The organism is Lutispora saccharofermentans, assembly GCF_024363565.1.
GTDB lineage: Bacteria > Bacillota > Clostridia > Lutisporales > Lutisporaceae > Lutispora > Lutispora saccharofermentans.
On the sequence record NZ_JAJEKE010000015.1, the window covers coordinates 17,462 to 40,730 of the forward strand.

18 protein-coding genes are annotated in these 23,269 nt (G+C 37.9%); 7 read left to right on the plus strand and 11 right to left on the minus strand.

What is annotated here, in order from left to right; genetic code table 11:
* Nucleotides 1–20 precede the first annotated feature (20 nt).
* The 3 genes from LJD61_RS14750 to LJD61_RS14760 are packed head-to-tail and all read left to right on the plus strand — an operon-like array spanning nt 21 to nt 3,972.
* The gene (locus LJD61_RS14750) at nt 21–698 is read left to right on the plus strand and encodes a response regulator transcription factor (protein ID WP_255228318.1); all 678 of its coding nucleotides are present in this window, start codon (nt 21–23) and stop codon (nt 696–698) included.
* The gene (locus LJD61_RS14755) at nt 688–2,091 is read left to right on the plus strand and encodes a sensor histidine kinase (protein WP_255228319.1); all 1,404 of its coding nucleotides are present in this window, start codon (nt 688–690) and stop codon (nt 2,089–2,091) included. The genes LJD61_RS14750 and LJD61_RS14755 overlap by 11 nt, the downstream gene beginning before the upstream one ends.
* Before the next feature lie 24 nt (nt 2,092–2,115).
* Entirely contained in the window at nt 2,116–3,972 is a 1,857-nt protein-coding gene (locus tag LJD61_RS14760; RefSeq protein WP_255228320.1) for a hypothetical protein, read from the plus strand.
* A 23-nt stretch (nt 3,973–3,995) separates the two neighbouring features.
* Here the strand turns inward: LJD61_RS14760 and cphA are convergent, their stop codons facing one another.
* Nucleotides 3,996–6,626, minus strand: a complete 2,631-nt coding sequence (cphA, locus tag LJD61_RS14765) for a cyanophycin synthetase (RefSeq protein ID WP_255228321.1) — start codon at nt 6,624–6,626, stop codon at nt 3,996–3,998.
* 38 nt (nt 6,627–6,664) lie between these two features.
* Nucleotides 6,665–7,483 carry a cyanophycinase gene (locus LJD61_RS14770; RefSeq protein WP_255228322.1) on the minus strand — a complete coding sequence of 273 codons (819 nt, stop codon included), beginning with the start codon at nt 7,481–7,483 and terminating at the stop codon, nt 6,665–6,667.
* Nucleotides 7,484–7,609: 126 nt separating this feature from the next.
* Here LJD61_RS14770 and nagZ point away from each other — a divergent pair, with 126 nt between their 5' ends.
* Nucleotides 7,610–8,884 carry a beta-N-acetylhexosaminidase gene (gene nagZ / locus LJD61_RS14775; protein WP_255228323.1) on the plus strand — a complete coding sequence of 425 codons (1,275 nt, stop codon included), beginning with the start codon at nt 7,610–7,612 and terminating at the stop codon, nt 8,882–8,884.
* A gap of 30 nt (nt 8,885–8,914) precedes the next feature.
* Here nagZ and LJD61_RS14780 read toward each other — a convergent pair whose 3' ends face one another.
* The 5 genes from LJD61_RS14780 to LJD61_RS14800 all read right to left on the minus strand — a co-directional run bounded on the left by LJD61_RS14780 (nt 8,915) and on the right by LJD61_RS14800 (nt 14,951).
* Nucleotides 8,915–9,484, minus strand: a complete 570-nt coding sequence (locus tag LJD61_RS14780; RefSeq protein ID WP_255228324.1) for a GerMN domain-containing protein — start codon at nt 9,482–9,484, stop codon at nt 8,915–8,917.
* A 108-nt stretch (nt 9,485–9,592) separates the two neighbouring features.
* Complete coding sequence (locus LJD61_RS14785; RefSeq protein ID WP_255228325.1) at nt 9,593–10,969, minus strand: sensor histidine kinase; 1,377 nt, start codon at nt 10,967–10,969, stop codon at nt 9,593–9,595.
* A gap of 1 nt (nt 10,970) precedes the next feature.
* On the minus strand, nt 10,971–11,645 hold the full coding sequence (locus LJD61_RS14790) for a response regulator transcription factor (RefSeq protein ID WP_255228326.1): 675 nt from the start codon (nt 11,643–11,645) through the stop codon (nt 10,971–10,973).
* 80 nt (nt 11,646–11,725) lie between these two features.
* Nucleotides 11,726–13,582 carry an LTA synthase family protein gene (locus LJD61_RS14795; RefSeq protein WP_255228327.1) on the minus strand — a complete coding sequence of 619 codons (1,857 nt, stop codon included), beginning with the start codon at nt 13,580–13,582 and terminating at the stop codon, nt 11,726–11,728.
* 202 nt (nt 13,583–13,784) lie between these two features.
* Complete coding sequence (locus tag LJD61_RS14800) at nt 13,785–14,951, minus strand: ABC transporter substrate-binding protein (RefSeq protein ID WP_255228328.1); 1,167 nt, start codon at nt 14,949–14,951, stop codon at nt 13,785–13,787.
* A gap of 364 nt (nt 14,952–15,315) precedes the next feature.
* On the opposite strand from LJD61_RS14800, the gene LJD61_RS14805 reads away from it, so the two are divergent.
* Nucleotides 15,316–15,915 (plus strand): NUDIX hydrolase, encoded by a 600-nt coding sequence (locus tag LJD61_RS14805; protein ID WP_255228329.1) that lies wholly within the window; start codon nt 15,316–15,318, stop codon nt 15,913–15,915.
* A 42-nt stretch (nt 15,916–15,957) separates the two neighbouring features.
* Here LJD61_RS14805 and LJD61_RS14810 read toward each other — a convergent pair whose 3' ends face one another.
* Both LJD61_RS14810 and LJD61_RS14815 read right to left on the minus strand, forming a co-directional pair.
* Nucleotides 15,958–17,127, minus strand: a complete 1,170-nt coding sequence (locus tag LJD61_RS14810) for a dicarboxylate/amino acid:cation symporter (RefSeq protein WP_255228330.1) — start codon at nt 17,125–17,127, stop codon at nt 15,958–15,960.
* Nucleotides 17,128–17,297: 170 nt separating this feature from the next.
* On the minus strand, nt 17,298–19,322 hold the full coding sequence (locus LJD61_RS14815; protein ID WP_255228331.1) for a thioredoxin domain-containing protein: 2,025 nt from the start codon (nt 19,320–19,322) through the stop codon (nt 17,298–17,300).
* Nucleotides 19,323–19,525: 203 nt separating this feature from the next.
* On the opposite strand from LJD61_RS14815, the gene LJD61_RS14820 reads away from it, so the two are divergent.
* Nucleotides 19,526–20,395 (plus strand): AraC family transcriptional regulator, encoded by an 870-nt coding sequence (locus tag LJD61_RS14820; protein ID WP_255228332.1) that lies wholly within the window; start codon nt 19,526–19,528, stop codon nt 20,393–20,395.
* Between the two features lie 103 nt (nt 20,396–20,498).
* Here the strand turns inward: LJD61_RS14820 and LJD61_RS14825 are convergent, their stop codons facing one another.
* Nucleotides 20,499–21,452 carry a stalk domain-containing protein gene (locus LJD61_RS14825; protein ID WP_255228333.1) on the minus strand — a complete coding sequence of 318 codons (954 nt, stop codon included), beginning with the start codon at nt 21,450–21,452 and terminating at the stop codon, nt 20,499–20,501.
* Between the two features lie 336 nt (nt 21,453–21,788).
* Between LJD61_RS14825 and LJD61_RS14830 the strand changes: the two genes are divergently transcribed.
* Complete coding sequence (locus LJD61_RS14830) at nt 21,789–22,877, plus strand: nucleotidyltransferase domain-containing protein (protein WP_255228334.1); 1,089 nt, start codon at nt 21,789–21,791, stop codon at nt 22,875–22,877.
* Here LJD61_RS14830 and LJD61_RS14835 read toward each other — a convergent pair.
* On the minus strand, nt 22,872–23,153 hold the full coding sequence (locus tag LJD61_RS14835; protein ID WP_255228335.1) for a DUF503 domain-containing protein: 282 nt from the start codon (nt 23,151–23,153) through the stop codon (nt 22,872–22,874). The two genes, LJD61_RS14830 and LJD61_RS14835, sit on opposite strands and share 6 nt — an antisense overlap.
* Between the last annotated feature and the right edge of the window lie 116 nt (nt 23,154–23,269).

The window sequence follows — 23,269 nt, forward strand, 5'->3', positions numbered from 1 at the left end:
ATATGAAGGCAGGTGACATTTTGAAAATTTTAGTTGTTGATGATGAGCCAGCTATAGTAGATTTAATAAACCTCAACCTTCAGCTTGAAGGCTTTGAATCTATATCCTGCAACAATGGTTTTGACGCTATCAAAATCGCTAAATCTCAAAATCCTGACTTGATTTTATTGGATATCATGATGCCGGGCTTAGATGGATTCCAAGTATGCAAAGCGCTTCAAAAGCTCAATATTCCCATAATACTCCTTACTGCGAGAAATTCCATCAAGGACAAGCTTTGCGGACTGGAGCTTGGAGCGGACGATTACATTACAAAGCCATTTGATAATAGAGAATTAATCGCCAGAATTAAAACCGTCTTAAGAAGAGTGAATAAATACAGCAGCAAGGATGAATCCTCTATAGCTGCCGGCCCAATTTCTATTAATCTCATGGAAAGAAAAGTTCATATCGATGGGAGAGAAGTTTTTCTTACACCCAAAGAATATGATTTACTCCTTTTATTCATTGAAAATCAGAGAAAAGTCTTTTCAAGGGAGAATATACTTGAATCCGTATGGGGTTATGAGTATATGGGAGACAGCAGGACAGTAGATATGCATATTCAGCGTCTCAGAAGAAAGCTTGGTGATTACAGTGTTTTCATCAAAACGGTGTTTTCTATCGGGTATAAATTTGAGGTGAATTATGAAGCTTAAGTTTAAAATACTGGCTTTGAATATTGCCGCTCTGTTTATTATGCTCACAATACTGGGGCCGATAATAATTAAGATATCCGATAATTATAATCTATCAAATATATTAAATTATCTAAAGAGCCAGGGTGATAACAGCACCATATACGTAGAGCAATATATTCTTAGCAAGGCAGGTAATATCTTTGAGGTACCGAATATTATGGAGAGTGATTCCTCATATCTTTGTTCATACCTGAATAAAAACATAAAATGCAGAGTGCAAATTTTTTATGGAAATAAGCTTCTTGGAGATTCAGAAGATATAACGGATAGTAACAAAACTATAAGACCTGAAGTATCGGAAACTTTTAAAGGCAACAAGGCTTATATCATAACAAAGAATAAAACACGAACCCTTTATTATGCTACACCTGTAAACATTGACGGAAGGTATAACTATTCCCTGGCGTTTATATACGATTTATCGGATGCAGATAATATGAAAAGAAACAACATCAATATGTTTATTGTAACAGGCTTATTAGCAGCTTTCTTTTCAGTGGTGTTCAGCAATTTTATTTCCGATAGAATAATAAGTCCCATCAAAAATTTGACGGAAACTGCAAAGCTTTTTTCAAAGGGAGATCTTCATCAAAAGGTAGAAGTAAAAAGCAATGATGAAGTTGGCGAGCTTGGCGAAAACTTCAATTCAATGGCAGACAGCTTGAGAAATATGATTCATGAGCTGAAGGATGAAAAAGAAAAACAAAAGAACTTTTTTGATAATTTTACTCATGAGATCAGAACGCCCCTTACTACAATATTAGGATATTCCGAGCTTCTGTGGAAAACCGACAGCATAGAGGTTAAAGATAAAAGCCTGTTTCATATTACTTCGGAAGGCAAAAGGATGCTGAATATGGTTGAAAGGCTATTGGAGCTGTCAAGGCTGAAGCGCTATGATTTTCAAATAAACAAATCGGAAACGAATCTGAAAGCTTTGCTTGAGGAGGTATGCGATTCCATACATTATAAGCTTGGGAGATACAACATCAGCCTTAATTTAAAGCTCCAGGACTTATCTGCTTTTATCGATCCTGATCTGTTTAAACAGGTGATAATCAACATCCTGGATAACAGCATTAAATACAGTGATACTTCAAAGATAGACATAACTCTCGAGGACAAGGACGGTATCGAATTGACAATAAAAGATTATGGTACCGGAATAGACCCTGATACTCTTGAAAACATATTTGAACCTTACTATAAAGGAGATAAATCAAGAAACAGCAGCATAGAAGGATGGGGTCTCGGTCTTTCCATTGTCAAGGAAATAATTGATAAGCACGGAGCCCGCATTGAGCTGGTAAGCCATAAGGGAGAAGGCACTCAGGTTATAATAAGGTTATGATTGACTAAAACAGGGGGATGCCGCATGAAAAAATTAGTTATAGTTTTGCTATGCTTTACAACATTACTTTCTTCTTGCGCTATTAAAGAAAATGAACTGGTCATACTTGAAAATAATGATAAAGATAAAAGCAATTCATCTGCTAAGATCAAAGATTGGCAATTTGAGACTATATCTCAAAAAGCCATCATTGAAAAAAATAGGGAAGCTATAAGCAAAATATCCAAAGATATTATTCCTATAGCCATTACTCCTGATTACAGTACCGTTATCGGCTATAAAAATATACAAAGCGAAAAAGCTGATACAAAAAATAGTATGGTCATAGTGGGAAAAATGATGCAGTATATTGAACTATTTGCCATCAATGCCTCCAATGGCAGCGAGAAAGCTTTAGGTAAGTTTATGTCTATAAAAAGCTCCCAATTCGATAATGAAGGAAAGCAATGGGCTTTCATAGATGGTGAAGATAGCGTCTATATCTATAATGTTGAAAACGAGCAGCTTCAAAAAATATTAGAAAAATATAATTACCGGCAGTTTAATAACATAAGCTGGTCCCGTGATTCTAAAAGGTTGATGTTCGACAACAGAATGATCTTTGACATTGCTTCAAAAGAATTTCTTTCTATCGCCGCAGACAGCTATACTCCATTTATAAGGATGAGTTACAGCCATAATACCTATATCGCTGAAATGAAAAACAATAGGTATGATAATATAATCACCCTGTATAACTTTGATAATAAAACCTTTACACAAATAGCCGACGGGTATTATATGGATTCAGACAGTTCAAATTTAATTTACACTATAGATTTGATGCAAGGATTAAAAATTGTAAACTTGAAGACCTTAGAGAGCAAGGCGATTGAAGACGGACCGATATATTGTGCAAGCATATTGAAATCGACAGGTGAAGTAATATACACAACCCTCAACTCTAATTTTCACGATGATGATAGGTATCTGCTGGTAAAAATAAACCCCAATAATATGGTAAAGAAGTCTTTTCCCCTATGCACACCATCGTACTATTTAAGCCCTGCTGAGGATAAGCTTCATTTTGTAAGCAATTACAGTGAAAATTCAATAAATGTGGATCTGGAATCTTTCAAGGTTACTGAAAATATATCCAGGACAGATGATGAAAATTTATCAAAGATCAAGTCTGTTATTTTAAACATGTTTCTCCTGGATTATGATTTCAATGGCAGTTATGAGGAGTATGAAATTCAAGCTAAGAAGGTTTATACAAATACAGCCTACCCAATACCGCAGGAAGCTCTTAACAACAAATTGACAGATTTTAAGCGATTTAATACCCCTCTGCCGAATTTTCAAAAGGAGTCTTACATTCCTCCTTCATTAAGCTTTGACAGCATTGCAATTAAGAGCAATAAGGCTTCGGTCAACATCGGACGTTTTTTTATCAACTCAATTGAACTGGTAAAAAACGATAAGGATTGGTTTATTACAGGCTTCTCCACCCATCCTGAATCCAATGAGATTGCTGAAGTAAGGGCCATAATACAGAAGCATATAAACGACATTATTTCAGGAAATTCAGGAAAAGCATTGAGCTACTGGGATAAAACGGAAGATAGCGATTTTGTGAAAAACAATAGAAATATAGTTGAAAACTTAATCAACAACAGGAGCAAAATTTCCTTTGAGATCGGGGAAACAGAGCTGTGGGCAATGAGCGATCCGCATCGCGCCGAATCTCCAAGTTCATCTACAGAAGCACGTACTAAGATAATAGTGAAGGAAGGCAAAAATATAAGCAAGTATAAGATTGTGCTTTCAAGAAAAAATAGAGATAAATTTACAATAAAATCCTGGGATGCAGATCCTCTCAGTATTTCTCAGCTTTATTAAAAAGCCAAATTTCAGAGGGCTTATCATGCGATGATAAGCCCTGTTTTTTCATATGAATTTCTCATTTTTTCAATAACCCGGATCAACGGTTCGTATTCTTCATAGAATACAACTACTATATCACCCGGCTCTGAATTTGCAATAGCCATTTCAAGGGCTTTTTCCTCAGATAATTCTATAGTTATTTCCGACTCTGCGATCATCCCTAAGCGGCACCCTCGCTTCAGCAGCTCTGCTATTTCCCCGGCTTTTCTTCCCCGCTTGTCTTTATCTTCTTTTATATAGATTTTATCGAAGCAGTTTCCGCTCATCTCACCAATAGTCAAAGTGCTTGAATCCGTGCGATCTCCAGGTACGCCAATAACGCCTATCAGCTTTCTTTTCTTCATTTCCTTGAGTGAATTCAAAACATGCTTGTAACCATCAATGTTATGTCCATAATCTATAACAACCTTAATCCCTCTTACATCAAATTGGTTAAAGCGTCCCGGATTATCTTTTTCATCGCATTTGAAGGAGGTAAGCCCTTTTGCTATATCTTTCAGCTCTGTACCCAGTCCATAAGCTCCTGAAGAAGCAGCCAGAGCGTTATATATATTGTGCTTAAGGATGCCTCCCATGGTTGCAGGTATTTCATCCAGACTGGCCAGCATTCGGGATTGATCTCCATCATTGCAGTATATTGCCTTTCCATCCGAGAAGAAAGCAATGCCTCCATGGTTTATATGCTCCTGCAGATACTTGTTATCAGATTTCGCGGAAAATAGTATAAGCTGTGATTTTACCCTTTCCTTGATCATCATGCAATATTCATCGTCAGCATTGAGCACTGCGTAGCCGTCTTTTTTTACCGCTTCAATTACAACGGCTTTAACAAAAGCCAAATCCTCCATGTCGTATACTCCATCTATACCTAAATGATCTTCTTGTATATTTGTTATCACGCCTACATCTGCCAAATCATATCCCAGACCTCTGTTTATTATTCCGCCCCTGGCTGTTTCCAATACAGCATGATCCACACGTTTATCCATCAAAACAGCTCTGGCACTTACCGGTCCGGTATTGTCTCCATGTCTTATGCATTCACCGTTGTAATATACCCCGTCTGTGGTGGTCATCCCTACATCATTGCCGATGCCTCTTAATATGTTTGAAATCATTCTTACAGTAGTAGTTTTCCCATTGGTGCCTGTGACAGAAATTACCGGGACACTCATTCTTCTCCCTCCGGGGCATAATAGGTTGACTATTTCACCTGCGACATTTCTTCCTTTGCCGTGACTGGGAAAATGATGCATTCTTATTCCCGGTGCCGCATTGATTTCTATAACAGCGCCTTCTGCCTTTGCAAGAGGGATTCCTATATCGCTTACAGTGATATCAACACCTGCAATGTCCAGTCCAATGACTTGGGCCGCTGTTACTGCCATCCTTAAACTCTCCGGGTGAACCTCATCAGTGACATCTATTGCTATACCGCCGGTGCTTAGATTATCATTTTCTCTTAAAAATATCTTTTCGCCTTCATCAGGTATATAATCCAGGCTCTTGTGTTGTTTTTTTAGATATGCCTGGACCACCTTATCGACAACTATCTTGGTCAATGGCTTTTCATGGTCTTCTCCTCTAAGCGGATTTTCCCTGTTTTCTCTATCTATGAGCTCTGCTATTGTACTTTCTCCGTCGCCTATCACATGGGCAGCGATGCGCAGTGAAGCTGCAACCACTTTATCTCCAACAACCAAGAGCCTGTAATGGTTGCCCTTAATAAACTTTTCGACTAGTATTGTATCTTCGTATTCACAAGCTATCTTATAGGCCTCCAGAGCCTCCTCAGGAGTTTTTAGATTTATTGATACACCAATTCCATGGCTGCCGAAATTCGGCTTTATTACAACCGGAAAACCTATACTCATGCAGTATTGCAGAAGCTCATTCTCGCTTCTTACTACTTTACCTTCAGGAACAGGTATGCCGTATTCAGTCATTATACTTTTGGCCAGAGTTTTATTGCAAGCCGTATCAACCGCTATACATGTGGAATTGTCCGATAATGTAGCTTGTATCCTCCGGCTGTTTTTCCCATACCCCAGTTGAAGCAAGCTTCCATCTCCAATCTTCATTACCGGTATTCCTTTTTTTTCTGCTTCTTTTTTTATCATCGATGTACTTACTCCAATATCTGATTGGACACATTTGGCCTTAAGGCTTTTCATTTCGCCTTCAAAGTTAAAATCCTGGCCGGTGATAAGGCTGCTCAGCAAGTCAAAGGCGATTCTGCCGGATTCTATGCCAGCCAATTCATTAATATATCCGTAAACTACATTATAAATATTCAAATTATCACTTCTGCTAGCTTTGCCATATGCTATATCATAACCTAAAATGTTTTGTATCTCGATAGCCATATGTTCTATAACATGAGCCATATATGTACCTTCTTCAAGCCTCTCGGCAAAACCACCCTCATGTCCTTTAGAACAATTGTGCCTTCCCAACCCAGGAAGAACCTTTAATAAAGCATCATTTAACCCATTTATGGATTTTGTAGGGGTATCATAGTGTTCACCTAAATCTACTACCATTTTAACTACAGGTTTATGACTGTAAATATTTCTTCCGGGGTAAGCATAGCTGCTTATGATTTTCACTTTTTATCCTCCTCAGTTTTTAAGTTATTATCTTCAGCCTATTTTTCATCTTTTTGTATTATTCCCTGTTTTGTAACCAGGTTAAACCCATAACCTTCCGGAAAGACATGAATTTTTACATTTGTAATGGCTAAAGGTTCTTCTGCATACTGCTCTGAAGTGTTTGTGAAAGTTATATCTCTCCCATCCACCACTGTTACCACACCAGAGCCAGCTACTTTCAAATTAAGCTCACTATTAACTATGGCCGCTGTATCTTCGTCTATTCCTATCCCTATGACTCCAGGGTTTTGCGCTACAGCCGCCAGAAGCCTTCCAATCCTGCCTCTTTGATTGAAATGCTGGTCAATAATAACACCTTGAAGCAAACCCATTCCCGGTGCCATTTTCAATGTACATTTCCTTGGAGCTTCATCATCTCGCCCTTCAACTACCATAACCTGGCTCATCATAGATGCTCCTGCACTGGTACCGGCTATGACCTTGCCGTTATTAAGGCTTTCCAGAACCGCTTTGTGAAATTCAGTCCCTCCTAATATGCTGGATATTCTTAGCTGATCTCCTCCAACAAAAAAAATGCAATCACATTCTCTGATTTGCTTTATCAACCGTTGATCATCCGCTTGGGCTCTATTAGATATGTTTATTCCATACACAGCTTTGCTGCCCAAGTTTTTAAATATATCATTATATTCTTTTTCCGCTTCATATGGACTGTTTGTCGCAGTGGTCACCACGGCAACAGTTCCATTATCCCCTCCAGATAATCTATATACAATTTTTAATATTCGCATATCTGCTGTCTTATCCTCGGCACCACCGATGATCACCAAGGTGCCGCGTTTCAAGCCCGGCATATCCACACTCCCTTTTTCAAGATAAGTATATTTTTTCTAATTTGCAAAATAATATACAATCAATTAAAATCATATCAGGCTTAAAATACTGAAATGCCAAATAAAATATTGATGAGGTACTGGATGATGAAAAAAATTATAGCAGTAATCGTATTACTATCAACTTTGGTCCTGCTTATATCCTGCCAGAAGTTAAATCAACCTGATAAGGATATTCAACCAGAAATACCGCCTTTCCCCTCAAATGAAACTGATGATGAGGAAGGATCGGAGCCGGCTTATGAGGATAAGATAATAAGCAATATGACTCTGGATGAAAAAATAGGCCAGCTTGTAATAATTGGCTTTCCTGAAGATACAAAGGATCAAACATTGATGAGCTTCATAAAAGACAATAAAGTCGGCGGTTTCATTCTCTTCAAGAGAAATTACAACAGCTTCAAGAAGCTATATGAATTGAACTCCAAACTAAAGGATTGGAATAATGGTAATCCTCTTCCACTTTTCATATCTGTCGATGAAGAAGGCGGCACAGTATCCAGGATGCCTGAAGATGGAACTACCATACCTGACGCAAAGATCTTCGGCAGCATTAATGATACGGCATTGACTGAAAAATCCGGAAGAGTGGTTGGAAAGCAGCTTTATGCCTCCGGTATTAACCTGAATTTTGCGCCGGTGCTTGATATTTTAAGCATTAAGGATAATGAATTATTAAAGGTGAGAGCTTATGGAACGGATGCTGATAGGGTATCCAACCATGGGATTTCATTCATCAAAGGCCTGGCCTCAGAAAAAATAATTGCGGTAGCAAAGCATTTTCCGGGCCATGGCAATACCAAGGTTGACTCTCACAGCAAACTCCCGATAATTGATATTGATCGCAGCCTTTTGGAATCCAGGGAGCTTCTTCCATTCAAAAATGCTATAGAAGAAGGAATAGATGCAATAATGATAGGACATCTTGCTTTTCCTAAAATTGATGAATCGGGAAAGCCTGCTACAAAATCTAAAGTTTTTCTAACGGATATTTTAAGAAATGAGTTAGGTTTCCAAGGCCTGGCAATAACCGATGAGATCGAAATGTACGGTTTCATGGAAGGCGATCAATCTGTTGAGGAATCAGTAATAGAGTCCTTTAATGCAGGCGCAGATATATTTGTAATAGGTCATACAAAGGAAGTTCAGGACAAGGTTCTGAAAGCGTTAAAAGAAGGCGCCGTCAACGGATTGATTTCAGAAGAACGCATCAACGAGTCACTTAGAAGGATTATCAAAGTAAAGAAAAAATATAACATCTCGGATAAGATAGATCTAAACTATGATGATGCTTACAAATTGCTTACCGATGAAGGAAACCAGCAATTTCTAAAAGAAGTGAAAGAAAGAAGAAAACAGTGAGGAGCATACCTCACTGTTTTCTTCTTCATCTTAATCCGTAAAGAATTCTACCTTTTCTTCAAAAGCACCCATAGTATAAATATGGCCCATAAGAGTTTCTGCCTTTTTCCCGTCAATCATAAATTGGACTCTTTTTATACTTCCCAACTCCATTAAACTATTAACTATCTGACTGATGGTAAAGGTCTCCTGCAAAGAGCCTCCGTACAAGCCTTCTTGAGCAAAGTTTACAAAAGCTGTGCCATCGGCTAGCTCGACACTTATCAGCTTAGCGCTTGATGGGATTTCTGTAGCAAGTTCAGAGCTTTCGGGTCCTTTCATCAGTTCTCTGACAACAGCTTCTTCTAAAGATATATCCCCATATTTCACAATTCGCTTTTCTGAAATAAGCTTTTCTAGCTTCTCATCGCCTGTTTCCACATACTTTTTGTTCGCAAAGTATAATGCTGCTTCCTTTTCATCAGTTTTGGGAGAAGGTTCTACAATTACATCAGTGCCCGGCTTTTCATCAGTTTTGGAGGGCTTCTTATCAAAGCTGCTGCAAGCGGCCAAACTCAAAACCATCACTATGACTAGAAATATTGATATATATTTTTTCATAACATTACCCCCTCTCTCTATTCAATATAATTATACAGCTTATTTTTTAAGATAAAATAAACAGATGTTAAGGAATTATTAAGATTTGCAGAAATATTTATAAACTAATTATAAGGATATAGTTATAGTGAATTTGCTGCCTGACCCGTAATTGCTATCTGCCGCTATCTGCCAATTGTGCTTTTCAATAATATTTTTAACGATGGCGAGGCCTATACCATAGCCTTCTGTTCTTGAATTTGCTGCTATTTCAGCATCCAGAACCCTAAAGCCCCTATTGAAAATATTTGATAGATATTCCTCTCGTATACCCATACCATTATCCTCTATGACCAAACACGCTTCATTCTTATTTTTAACCAAGCTGATCGTGATATTATTTTGTTTTTTATACGGATCTTTATATTTTACTGAGTTATCAAGAAGATTCAGCAATGCTTCTTTAACTTTGTTCCTGTCACATATTGTCCTCACGCTAGTAATGCCATTCACCGCAACATCAACACCATTTTTTTCCGCATAAGGCTTTATCAGCTTAAACGCATCTTCTATTATTTCCGCTAGATCTTCTTCCTTGAGATCCAAGCTGATATCCTCAAGCTTAATTGAGCTAAGCAAATAGTCGACAAGCTGCCCCATCCTTTTGGCTTCATCATTTATGTCCTCCAGATATTCTTTATAGATTTCCAGGCTGCTGTTTCCCAAGGATAATGATTCTATAAGAGCTCTTATAGCTGTTATCGGGGTTTTCAATTCATGTGATATGCTGTTTATGAAGCTTTTGCGGTTGTTCTCTATTTGCTTCAGCTTTCCGCTCATTTCATTAAATGACTCAATCAATTTTCCTATTTCTCCGCTTTCTCTGTCTTCAACCTTATAGCCCAAATACCCTGATGAAACCTTTTCCACGGCATTCGTCAAGCTGCTAAGCGGTTTTGCTATACTATTTGCAGCCATAACGGTAAATATTAAAGCGATCAACAAGGCTGAAGCAGAAACCTTGAGCAGCGTATTCTTCAAATCCTTCAAATCTTGGCTTATAGCCTCTAAAGATGCCGATATAAGAACAGCTCCTTCTATTTTCGTCTCATTAGCTGAATGAGCCATTATGGGCACTGATAGCTGTAAAACCTCTTTACCTTGAAGCTCGTAAATGCCGGACTTTGGTCTGGAAGCTAAGCTGCTTCTTATCTCTTCATTATCGACAGTCTTACCGATATAAGAGTTGTGGCTGTCTACTACAGTCTTTTTCTGAGAATCCAATATAAGTATTCTTGCATTAGCTTGCCTCCCATAGCTTTTTGCCATTGTCCTGATAAATATCTGATCCTCTTTATTAGCCCTATATGTATCAGCTACAACATTTGCGGTCTGAAACAGCCTATTCTCTTCATTCTTTATCCTTATGCTTTTATAACTGCCCGATACTACTATACCAAAGAAAGAAAATGCCGATACTATTATTATGCTATATATAATAAGCATTTTAGCCTTTATTGAAATAATAACCCACCCCCCATTTAGTCATTATATACCTTGGATGTTTTGCATCCTGCTCAACTTTATCCCTGAGATTTCTGATATGAACATCAATGGTCCTTACGTCAAAGGCGTCTTCCTTCCATATTTGCCTAAAGATTTCCTCCCTGGTAAATACTCTGCCAGGATTGCTTGCCAGCAAATAAAGCATATCAAATTCTTTGGCTGTAAGGTTTATTTCTTTGCCCTCTGCATATGCGCTCCGTTCATCCCAGTTGATTTCCAGACTACCTGACGCTATGACTTTGCCCTCTCCAATCTTTCCTGCTCTCCTCATGATAGCTTTTACCCTTGCGATCAGCTCCAAAGTATTAAACGGCTTTGTCATATAATCATCTGCGCCGAACTCAAAGCCTAAGATTTTGTCATAATCACCATCTTTAGCAGTCAGCATGAGAATGGGTATATCGTGATCGGCCCTGATCCTCTTGCATAGCATCATTCCATCCGCATCAGGCAGCATAAGATCCAATATAATAAAATCCATAGTATTTTTCTCAATAAGCTCCATAGCCTCATAACCCATATAAGCTGCAAAAACTTTATATCCTTGCTGCTCCAAGCTGTATTTAAGACCCTTTACTATGAGCTTTTCATCATCTACAATCAAAACATTCATCATATCACCTTCTCACATAGTGTTTGCATACCTATATATTCAATACAAATATAAAAAGACCTGCATCACAGGTCTTCAATGCTCTATTGGTTCAGCAAATAATTTCTTATTTCTTCAATCAAATCATTCTCTATTATTTTCTCAGATATGTCAAGCTCCATATGCATATCTTCAATCTCTTTCTTCAAGTTCTCTATCGGATAAGGCTCTCCGCTGTCTAGCTTAAAGGCTGCTCCGTCAGCAGTGAGGCACAAATAATCATCATCTATAAAATATCCATTTCTCATAACCGCCATACCATGAGGAGAGTTAAGAAGGTCTCTGCCCATCATTGGAATGGCTCTGCCGTCTACGCCCATAATATTTAAAATTGTAGGCATAAAATCCAAGCCTCCCCCTGCTATTGACCTGCGGCCGGCACCTTCATCGCCCGGAAGATGAATAATAAGCGGAACTTTCTGATGCTTTACCCACATATAATCATTCATGTCATCAATATTAAGCAATCGGGCCAATTCATTCTTTTTATCCTTCGAGACGGCATAATGATCTCCATATACAGCGACAACAGTATTATCCATCATGCCTTCTTTCTCCAGTCTGTCTATCAAGTAACCGAGCGATTCATCAGCATAATGTATGGCCTCAAGATAATTTCCCATAAATGCCCCTTTTAAATCTCCGACATCCAAAGCCTTATGATAGCTTTCGGTATTATCATAAGGATAGTGGCTTGTAAGCGTAACCATAAAAGCATAATACGGCTCCTTTATAGTTTTCAAATAATCCAGGGATTGTCTGAAAAATGACTTGTCACTCAGACCCATTCCTATTATCTCATCAGGAATAAGATCATTCTTGTTGAAAAATTTATCAAAGCTCATATTAGGGTACATAACGCTTCGATTCCAAAATCCTGGCTTATAAGCATGCATGGCAACAGTAGCATATCCTTGCTCCTTCAGCGCTTTAGGCAAAGAAAAGTAGTAATTGCCCGGATACTTCATAAAAACTGCTCCGGTTTTTAAAGGATAAAGGGAGTTGTTTGCAAGAAACTCTGCATCTGATGTACCGCCTGCAGCAGTTTCACAGAAATAGTTCTCAAAATATATGCTCTTATTGATAAGCCTATTCAGATTGGGAGTAATCTCATTGCCATTAATTTTCCTTCCTATTACAAATTCCTGCAGCGCTTCCACTTGTATGGCAATAAGGTTCTTTCCTTTAGCCGCTCCAAAATATTCAAGCTTGTCAGGCATATATGCCTGTTTTTCTTTAAACCAAGTATTTATTTTGGCTTTTTCATCATCTGACAAGGTCTTCTTTCCTCTTACACCTTCTTTAAAAAACTTAAACGCATCCACACCATGATAGTTTATCAAGCCAATATTTTGTGCGATATACGCCTTATCATAAAATGTGGTTAAAATATTCGGCTGATCCTTTTCCAGTATGACAATGCCTCGGTATGAAAGAAATATACCAGAAAGCAGAAGCACGAGAGATAATGATGTCCTATAAATCCAATCAGGTTTTGTTATCTCCTGTCTTGATCTGATTTTCTTTAATAATGGTATAAGGAGTAAAAAGTCAAGAATAAATAGTAAATCAGAAATATGGAAAAGATTAAATATGCTGCTGGAAACCGAACCCGCCATTTTTATTTGAGCTACCATGGGCAACGTGATCACATCATTAAAATATCTATAAAAAAGCAAATCGGCAACAGCAATAAATGTAATTATTGCATCAAAAAAGATAAGCATCTTCATCCTATACTGTTTATTAACAATGGGAATTAAGCAAATAAGTATCATCAGGGCCCCTATGGATGACATTAAAAGTCCGTAAGAAGCACTTATAGTACCTCCAATTAAATGATTAAAATATAATAGCTTTATAAGCATAGTTATAATAAAAATTGAAACTATTGCTGCCATATTCATACCTCTTCAACTATATAAAATAATAACATTCATAATTTTATACTATGGCTTGCATAATTACAATGTTAGTAAATGGGCTTATTTGAATATATTTGTGTCCATTCATTATGATTGCCTTGGTTTATCTGGTATTATTCAGCATTACAGCATTTAATTTAAAAAGACCGGGAAATCCGATCTTTTTAAATTATTATATTTATCTATTTACAGGCTTCACTGTATCCATATATGTGAATTTGCCGTCTTTTACAACTTTTATAACAGCATCCTTAACCGCGTCTCCATTTTCGTCAAGGCTTATAACTCCTGCCGCTCCCATGAAATCTTTTGTTTTGGCAATCTCTTCTCTTATCTTTACTGGGTCTGCGCTTCCGGCTCTCTTTATGGCATCTAATATAAGTATATATGCGTCGTAGCCAAGAGCTGTAACCGCTGCAGGCTCTTTATTATATTCCTTTCTGTATTCTGCAAGGAATTTTTCTGACTCGTCAGTTATAGGTTTCTCTGTAGCGAAGAAGGTTGAGAATACAGTTCCTTCAACATCAGCTTGCCCGATATCTATGAATTCCGGTGTTTCCCAGGTATCTCCGCCTATGATGGGCACATTGATGCCCAATTGTTTTGCCTGCTTGATAAGAAGAGCTGATTCGGTAAAATTGCCCGGTGCAAATATTACTTCGGGATTTGCAGCTTTAATATTTGTCAACTGTGCTGTAAAATCCTGATCACCTGTATTGTAGTTTGAAGAAGCTACTATACAATTTGCATCTCCTGTAAGCTCTTTAAAGGAATCGACAAAAAACTTTGCCAGTCCGACAGAATAGTCATTGGAAACTTCTTGGATTATGGCTGCTTTCTTAGCACCCAATTTATTGAATGCATAATTCGCCATAACTGTTCCCTGAAATGGATCTATGAAGCATACTCTAAAATAATAATCATTATTCAGCGTAACCAACGGATTTGTGCAAGAAGCGCCAACCGCAGGAACTTTAGCATTTTTGACGATGTCTCCTGCTGCCATAGACAGCGAGCTCCCCCAACTTCCGATTATGGCAACAACTTTTTCTTTCTCAACAAGCCTGGCGGCAGCACTTGCAGCTTCAACCTTGTCAGACTTATTATCTGCAATAACAAGCTCTACTTTTTTCCCCAATACTTCCGGGTATAATTTGTTTGCAAGCTTGGCTCCTTCTACCTCAAGAGCTCCCCCACCGGCATTTGCGCCTGTAATAGGTTCAAATACGCCGATTTTTATCACCTCTCCGTCTCCGCCTGTAGTCTGTTCTGCCGGCTTGGAGCAACCAGCAAGTGTAAAGGAAAGAATAAGAACAATGGCTAATAAAAAACTAACTTTTTTCATTTTTCTCCTCCTCATTCATTTTTATCTTAACTATGTCATTTTTAATAGACATAGTAAGTTTCCTGAAGATGTTAAGATAAGGCTTCTTGTGAAGCATCATAGAAATCAGAGAAGCCTTAACGAATGCATTAATATACATTCGCCGTTAGCGGACAAATCAAGTTATTTGTATTTTATGGCCCTAATTCTAAATATTTATTAACCATATTACCACTTGTATAATAATTTGACAATATGTATATTATAAAAAATGTTATGTGTATAGCGGACATCAACGATAAAATTGCGTACAGTTCTCCAATTTCTAAACTTTTATGGTATAATAATAATTACCATTAGAGTATACGTGAGGAAATTTACAGTTATGTTAGATATGATATCGAAATTTAAGAATAAAGCTGTCAGCATTTCCGACAGCGATCATTATAATGAATCTTCCGTGTTGATACCGATATTGGAAGGCGAAAATAATCTATGCCTTCTGTACGAAATCCGGTCGGAAAATCTGAAAAATCAACCTAATGAAATATGCTTTCCCGGCGGGCGGATTGAAAAAGGCGAATCTAAAGAAAATGCGGCCATCAGGGAAACTGCGGAAGAGCTGCTGATAGCAACTGAAAGCATCGAGGTTATCGGAGCTTCCGATATACTTGTCACGCCTTTCAATACTATAATATACCCTTATATAGGAACGGTGAAAGATTATAAAGGCACTTTTAACAATGAAGTAAAGGAAGTATTTACTGTACCTTTGTCATTTTTCTTGTCCAGCGATCCATTTTGCCACTACATAGATGTCAATATGCAGCCCAGAGAAGATTTTCCTTATGATCTAATCCAAAGAGGAATGGACTATAAATGGGCAAAGGGCAGGTATCCTGTATATTTCTATGTTTTTGACAGCAGAGTAATTTGGGGTATAACCGCAAGGATCACTTATGATTTTATCAGGAACATCAAGTGAATAATAGAACCTCTTTGCATTTCCAGCAAAGAGGTTCTATTATTATTTCTTAAGCCTATAGCCGGATATCCTGTTTACCATAAGTGCAATAGCGCCATCTCCGGTTACATTGCAGGCTGTACCAAAGCTATCCTGGGCCAAGTACAGCGCAATCATCAAAGCCAACAGGGTCGAATTAAACCCAAGCATGGATTCGAGAAGCCCCAAGGCAGCCATGACAGCGCCTCCGGGTACACCGGGCGCTGCTACCATCGTAATACCCAGCATCAATATAAAGGGAAACATACTTGCAAGATTTATGGGCATTCCATTCAGCATCATTACCGCCATAGAGCAGCTTACTAAAGTGATAGTGCTTCCCGATAAATGAATCGTAGCGCAAAGAGGTATTACAAAGTCAGCTATCCCGTCTTGAACGCCGTTTTTCTTCGCCTGTTCGAGGGTTACAGGTATAGTCGCCGCAGAAGACTGGGTCCCTATGGCTGTAAAATATGCAGGAAGCATATTCTTTAACAGCCTTATGGGATTTCCCCCTGCCAAGGTACCTCCAATAATATATTGGAATATCAATATCACTATATGAAGGATTATTATCATCGCAAAAACTTTCGCAAAAACTGACATTATCGTTGCAACTTGGCCTGCATAAGTCATATTAGCAAATATGCCCAATATATGAACAGGTAAAAGAGGTATTATTATATTCGATATCAGCTTTTCAATTATTTGTTGGAATTCACTCATGAACTTCTTTATAGTATCACCTTTAATGACTGAAATTCCAAGACCAATCGTAAAAGCAATCAAAAGTGCAGTCATAACCCCGAATATCGGCGGCATATCCACTGAGAAAAATCCCGATACCAATGCCTCTTCAGGGTTAGCAGCATTTACAACAAGACTTCCGGGCTTTAAAAAAGTTGGAAGAACTGCTGAGGATGTAAAATAAGCTGCCATACCGGAAATTATTGTAGAGACATAGGCTATGCCTGCGGTTATTGCTAAAAGCTTACCCGCTCCGGCACCCAGATCTCCTATTCCAGGAGCTACAAATCCAATGATTATCAATGGAATAGCAAATCCAAGAAAATTGCCGAAAATTCCATTAAAGGTTGCCAACACTTGTATCACCCATTTAGGCGCAATACTGCCTATTAATATACCAATTGCTATTGCAATTATTAATCTAGGCAACAATCCAAATTTTTTCATTAATTATCCTCCTCGTCAAATTTTACATTTGGCTATCAAAGCTTGCCTGCAACATTATACATAATATTGATTTAATAGTCTATCGGATTTTACTCCAATATTTTCCTTTTATTGTTTTCTCAATTTTATGACATTTCAATAAGTGTCTGTATTCTGAATACCAAAAATATTTATGCATATAGCTTACTCAATATCAGCTTACAAAATTCATCTATATCATTAACCGGTTTACTGCAGCTATTTCCCTTGCATACATAAGCCGTAGCTTTTCCGTCAAGCATAGAGTAATTATCTTCTCCATCCTTTTTCAAAGATACGCTTATATTTGGTAAGAACTCATTATTTAATACAGCTAACATTTCCACTATCTCTTTTTTATTTTTTCCCTGGACCAATACTATTTCTATGCTTTCCTTAGCAGCAAGCATAAAGGAAGAAAGAAAATATGTATATCCGGCAGGATATTCCAGAACCCTTCCTGCAAAGCTGCCAAACATTGCATTTGCGATATCTTCATAATCGATTTTATATGTGAGTCTTGAAAGCTTTATCAAAACCATGGCTGCGGTTGAATTTCCTGATGGCATGGCATTGTCATATAATTTCATGGGCCTTGTTATTAATTTCTCGCCATCAGATCCGTAGAGAAAGAAGCCTTTTGCTTTTTCATCATAAAAAAGCCTTATCATTTCATCAGCAAGATTGGCAGCTTCATTGAGATATTTCTCATTAAAAACTGCCTGATAAAGCTCGATCAAACCCCAAATAAGAAAGCTGTAGTCTTCCAGATATGCCAAGTGATCTGCGGAGCCTTCCCTATACCTTGCCAGCAGCCTCCCATCTTGCCTTCTAAGGTTTTTAAGTATAAAATCCGCTGCTGAAGACGCAGCATCTATAAAGCTATCATTATCCAAAGCTCTTCCGGCAAAGGCCATAGCTGCAATCATCAACCCATTCCAGGAGGTAATTATTTTATCATCTTTAAATGGGCGTATGCGCTGTTCTCTGTAAGCAAACAGCTTTCTTCTGGCAGCCTCAATCCTTTTATCCCCGTTTATTTTTTCAAACAGCTCATTCTCAATGAGATTGGGTATGCTTTTCCCTTCAAAATTACCTTTATCTGTAACCCCATACGTTTCACAGAATAATTTACCATCTTGTTCGCCCAATATATATATTATTTCTTTCTTATCCCATAAATAAAACTTGCCTTCCTCACCCTCCGAGTCTGCATCTTCGGCAGAGTAAAAACCTCCCATACGCGATGTCATGTCTCTCAGTATATAGTTGCCGGTTTGAATAACAATTTCTTTAAATAGATCACTCTTGGTTATTTGATAGGCTTCCGTATAGGCGTACATAAGCAGAGCATTATCATAAAGCATCTTTTCAAAATGCGGTACAAGCCATTTTCTGTCCGTAGAATACCTGGAAAAGCCAAAACCTATATGGTCATATATTCCGCCTCTATACATAGACTCCAATGTTTTTACGGCGATCCGGAGTGCACCCTCATCTTTTGTTATATCGTAATACCTGAGCAAAAACATGATATTATGGGGTGTAGGAAATTTGGGTGCAGCTCCTATACCCCCATATTCTTCATCAAAGCTGCCTTTTAATATCTCATAAGCTCTTTTTAGAGTGTCATCTGACAGCTCCTCACCGGTTTCTCCCATTTCCTGCCTTGATAAAGCCTCAATAATGCTTCTCGAGGAATCCAATGCTTTGCCTCTGTCCTTTTCCCATATGCTGTGAATTCTTGCAAGTATATCTATAAGACCGGTATATCCAAATTTTGAACGCTTAGGGAAATATGTGCCTGCAAAAAACGGCTCTTTATCAGGAGTCATTATGATAGTTAACGGCCAGCCCCCGCTGCCGGTGAGAATTTGACATACTTCCATATAAATATGATCTATGTCAGGCCTTTCCTCTCTATCGACTTTTATTGAAATGTAATTTTGGTTTAATATTTCCGCTACCTCATTATCTTCAAAGGATTCCCTCTCCATGACATGGCACCAATGGCAGGTAGAATAGCCTATGGATAAGAATATCGGTTTATCTTCCCTTTTCGCTTTTTCAAATGCTTCGGGTATCCAAGGCATCCAATTTACAGGATTATATGCATGCTGTAATAAATAAGGTGATTTCTCCTGGATTAATCTATTAGGTTCTCTATTATTGGTCACTAAAAACCACTTCCTTATATTTAAAATGCTTCCCAGTTTATTATTTTCTTATATATCCATAATATTCTATATCAGTAGAGTTAAATATTGTATAATGATTTAGTAATGATGCAATAAATGAAGAAATTAGACTACAAATTACGGCATCAAATGTCGAGTGGACTAATTCTAAAAAAGATATGATTGAACTAGGAGGGAGAAAAATGGATTGGGTTAAACAGCTTAATGAGGCGATAAACTACATAGAAGAAAATCTTGCAGGCGAAATATCCTATGATACTATTTCAAAAATTGCTCAATGTTCTGTTTATAATTTTCAAAGAATGTTTTCATATATTGCCGATAAGCCATTATCTGAATATATTAGGAGTAGACGTTTGACATTGGCAGCTTTTGATTTATTAAACAGTACAGAAAAAATTATTGACATTGCTTTGAAATATGGGTATGAATCACAAGATGCTTTTTCTCGTGCATTTAAAAATTTTCATGGTGTACTACCTTCAATTGTCAGAAATGAAACAGTACAACTGAAATCCTGTCCTAAACTTTCCTTTCAAATAACTATAAAAGGGGAAAATCATATGAATTATCAAATTGAGCAATGGCCGGCTTTTAAGGTAATGGGAATTTCACACAAGCTTAAAACAGCTGCAGCATTTGAAGTTATTCCGCAGATATGGGAAAGTGCATGGAAAGAAGGAATCATGAAAAGGCTTATAGAGAATTTCCCTGACTACAGACCTGCCGGATTCTTAGGGATTGCGGCTGGTGGTCAATGGGGAGACTCAGAAGAAATGAACTACATAATAGCTGTAACAAGCCATGTAGATATCCCAGAATGCGAACACATACCTGCACTTGCAGGAATGCAGGAGTTCTCTTATCCTGCTGCAACATGGGCGATTTTTGAGGCTAATGGAGAACTACCAAATGCAATACAGAAGGTATACAAACAATTTTACACTGAGTGGCTCCCTAATTCAGGCTATGAACTGGCAGACCTGCCGGTTATCGAATGCTATATGCAAGAAAACCGGCAGGAAGTATGGATTGCGGTGATTAAAAAATAGGCTTCTCCTCAATTTATCTGCTCAAGTAATGTATATGTTCTAAGGGTGTCCCTCCTCCGTGAGTCAAAGCTCATAGTTTCAGGACACCCTCTAGATCATTCTATTATTCTGTATAACTGGCAGCAGTATCAATTACGATTTGATTCAGGGCTCCATCCCAGGAAACGCCAAAATCAAATACAGCCGCTATATCTCTCAGCTTGAAATAGTTATTTCCGTTAATAGTATAAGATTCGAGTGTAATCTCTTCTCCATTTAAATAGATCTTAGACTGATTGGTAATTCCCTTAACGGAAGCAGCTCCTGATTCCGCAGTTAACTCATTTCCAGCAGGAGTATATGCTTCTCCGGATATGAGATTGATGGCATTTTTTACTCCATCCCAGGTCACTTCGAACTGCTTTGCTGAACCTGTAACTGCCAGAGCTAAATCCCGCAGCTTGAAGTAGTTGTACCCATCAATAGTATAGGCTCCAAAGGCGATTTGCTGATCATCTACAATAACCTTAGATGATGCAAGCAAGGCAGTCACTTCCTTAACCGGGGTCGGAGCAGGAGCTGGTGTAGAAGCCGGTGCAGAAGTCTCTCCCTCTTCAAATACAACCCAGAGCGGGAATTCATATATTACTTCAAAATCTGCATTACGGAAAGAAAAACCAAGATATAGTGGTTGTTCTGATACCTCATCAAAATCCGCCATCAAGTTTGGGCTGAACTTAACACGGCCATCCTCTAAATCAGCCATATAATCACCTATCTGGTCAAACTCTGCGGTATACAGAGTTGAAGTAACCAAAACAGCATCTGGATCAGTTGTTACGATTTCAAAAAAAGTATACCTGCCGTTGCTGTTCTGCGCTGGCTTTTCAACAACAATCGCAGGTGTTGTTTTGCCGTCACCTACTTCAACATCTCTTCCCTCGATGAACCCGGGTACAATAATCCGATAAGCGGCATTTCCCCAATCAACGGATTCTTCCTTTGCTGCGCTGACAGGAAATACTGAAAGGCTGGTAATCACAAGGGCTGCCATTAACATTTTGAACATTGCTTTCATACGTCTTTATCTTCTCCTTTGTTGTTATGTAGATTATTATAGTTACGCAGGTTATCATAGCATAGTATTTTATTTGTCGCAATATGTCGAATTGCTTTATTTTTTGTTGTTGAGCTTATTCAAATGGCCTTAAAAATGACTGGAGCTAGGTTTAAAACAATTTATGAAAGCAGAACAGACCTTCGGTCATTTCAGCGATTTTTGCTCCCAAAATTTGTGTCAAAAACAAATGTAATCATTTAGTAACTATAAAGCGTATATTTATTATGTTATATTGAGATTACAAAATGCACGCAGTAAATCAATATCGAAAAAGAAAATGAAGGGAAGATTGCTATGGATGAAAATATAAAAAAGAAATTAGTTGAGAAAAATGAAAACCTTATAAATATGGTCATTGAGCGTGCAAAACGTGATTTCCCAGAAGATATAGCAATTATCGGACTCTCGGGTTCCTTTTCAACCGGAGATTTCCATGAGAAGAGTGACCTTGATTTGATTATTATCAATAATACATACAGAGGTTGGGAAATATCATCAGCATTTATCCTGGACGATGTTGGATATGATATTTACTGTACCCCGTGGGATACTCGGATAGAAGCAGAGGCCAATCTTGAAAGCCCCATGGTATCCTGCCTTACCAATATGAAGGTGCTTTACTGTGCAAAACCTGAATATTTGGAAAGATTGAAAGCGTATCAGAAAAAAGCACTTGATGAACTGGCAAAACCGATTGGTATAGCATCTCTTGCAAGAGCAGAGAAGTGTATCAATAAGGCAAAGCAATACTATTCTGAAGCTTTGCTTTCAGATGAAATTGGTGCTGTAAGATATGCGTCAGGCAATCTGTCTTTTGAAGTCATAAATGCAATAAACTGCTTAAATAACACATGTTTTCAGCATGGTTTGAGGAGGTACCTTGATGAGTTAAGAACATTGAAATATTTGCCGGAGAACTTTGAAAAGACATATATGGATATAGTAAATTCTAAGTCGGTTGTGGAAATCAGAAGTGCAGCTTTCATACTATTGAAAGATATTGCCACGCTTTATGATAAAATGTATGCCGAGCTGATAGAGCATCCGGTTCCAACCTATGATAATCTCAATGGTACATATGAAGAGCTGTGGTGCAATCTGAGAAATAAGGTAATTAACAGTACACAAGCAAAGGATAAGTCCTACGCCTTTCTCACTGCCGTATGCGCTCAGGATTATCTGGATGAGATGACAGCAGACAGAGGAACAAAAAAGTTCAATGTAATGAAATATTTTTCATCTGATGCTCTTGATGCATTCAGAGAAAGCTTTATGCAGATCATGGATAAATATCTTGATGAATATAAGAAAGTCGGCAGAGAAGTTATTCACTATGATTCTTTTGAAGAATTATACAAAGCATATATGGGCAATGAATCATAGTATCTCTATTTGGAAGCTCTCCAAAACTGCGTCTGTATTTTGTTCTATAAAATCGATTACATTCTGAATACAGCTGTTGGAATGCTTGCTGCTATTGCTTACGCAAGCAATCCCTATAACAATCGACTGGTGCATGTCAAGATTTTCTATTTCTGCAATAGACACGTTAAATCTATGCCGCACTTTATCTATGATGCTTTTTACCACCATTCTTTTTTCTTTCAGCGAATGCACCCAGCCGGCATATAAATAGATCCTGCCCGAAGCAATAATCATTTTCTCACCTTCATATCATGCTTTATTAAGCATATTTCCATTTAACTCTTTGATATATATACTATTATAGTATAATATGCTGCAGATAGTATGAACATGGAGGATAATATGAATAT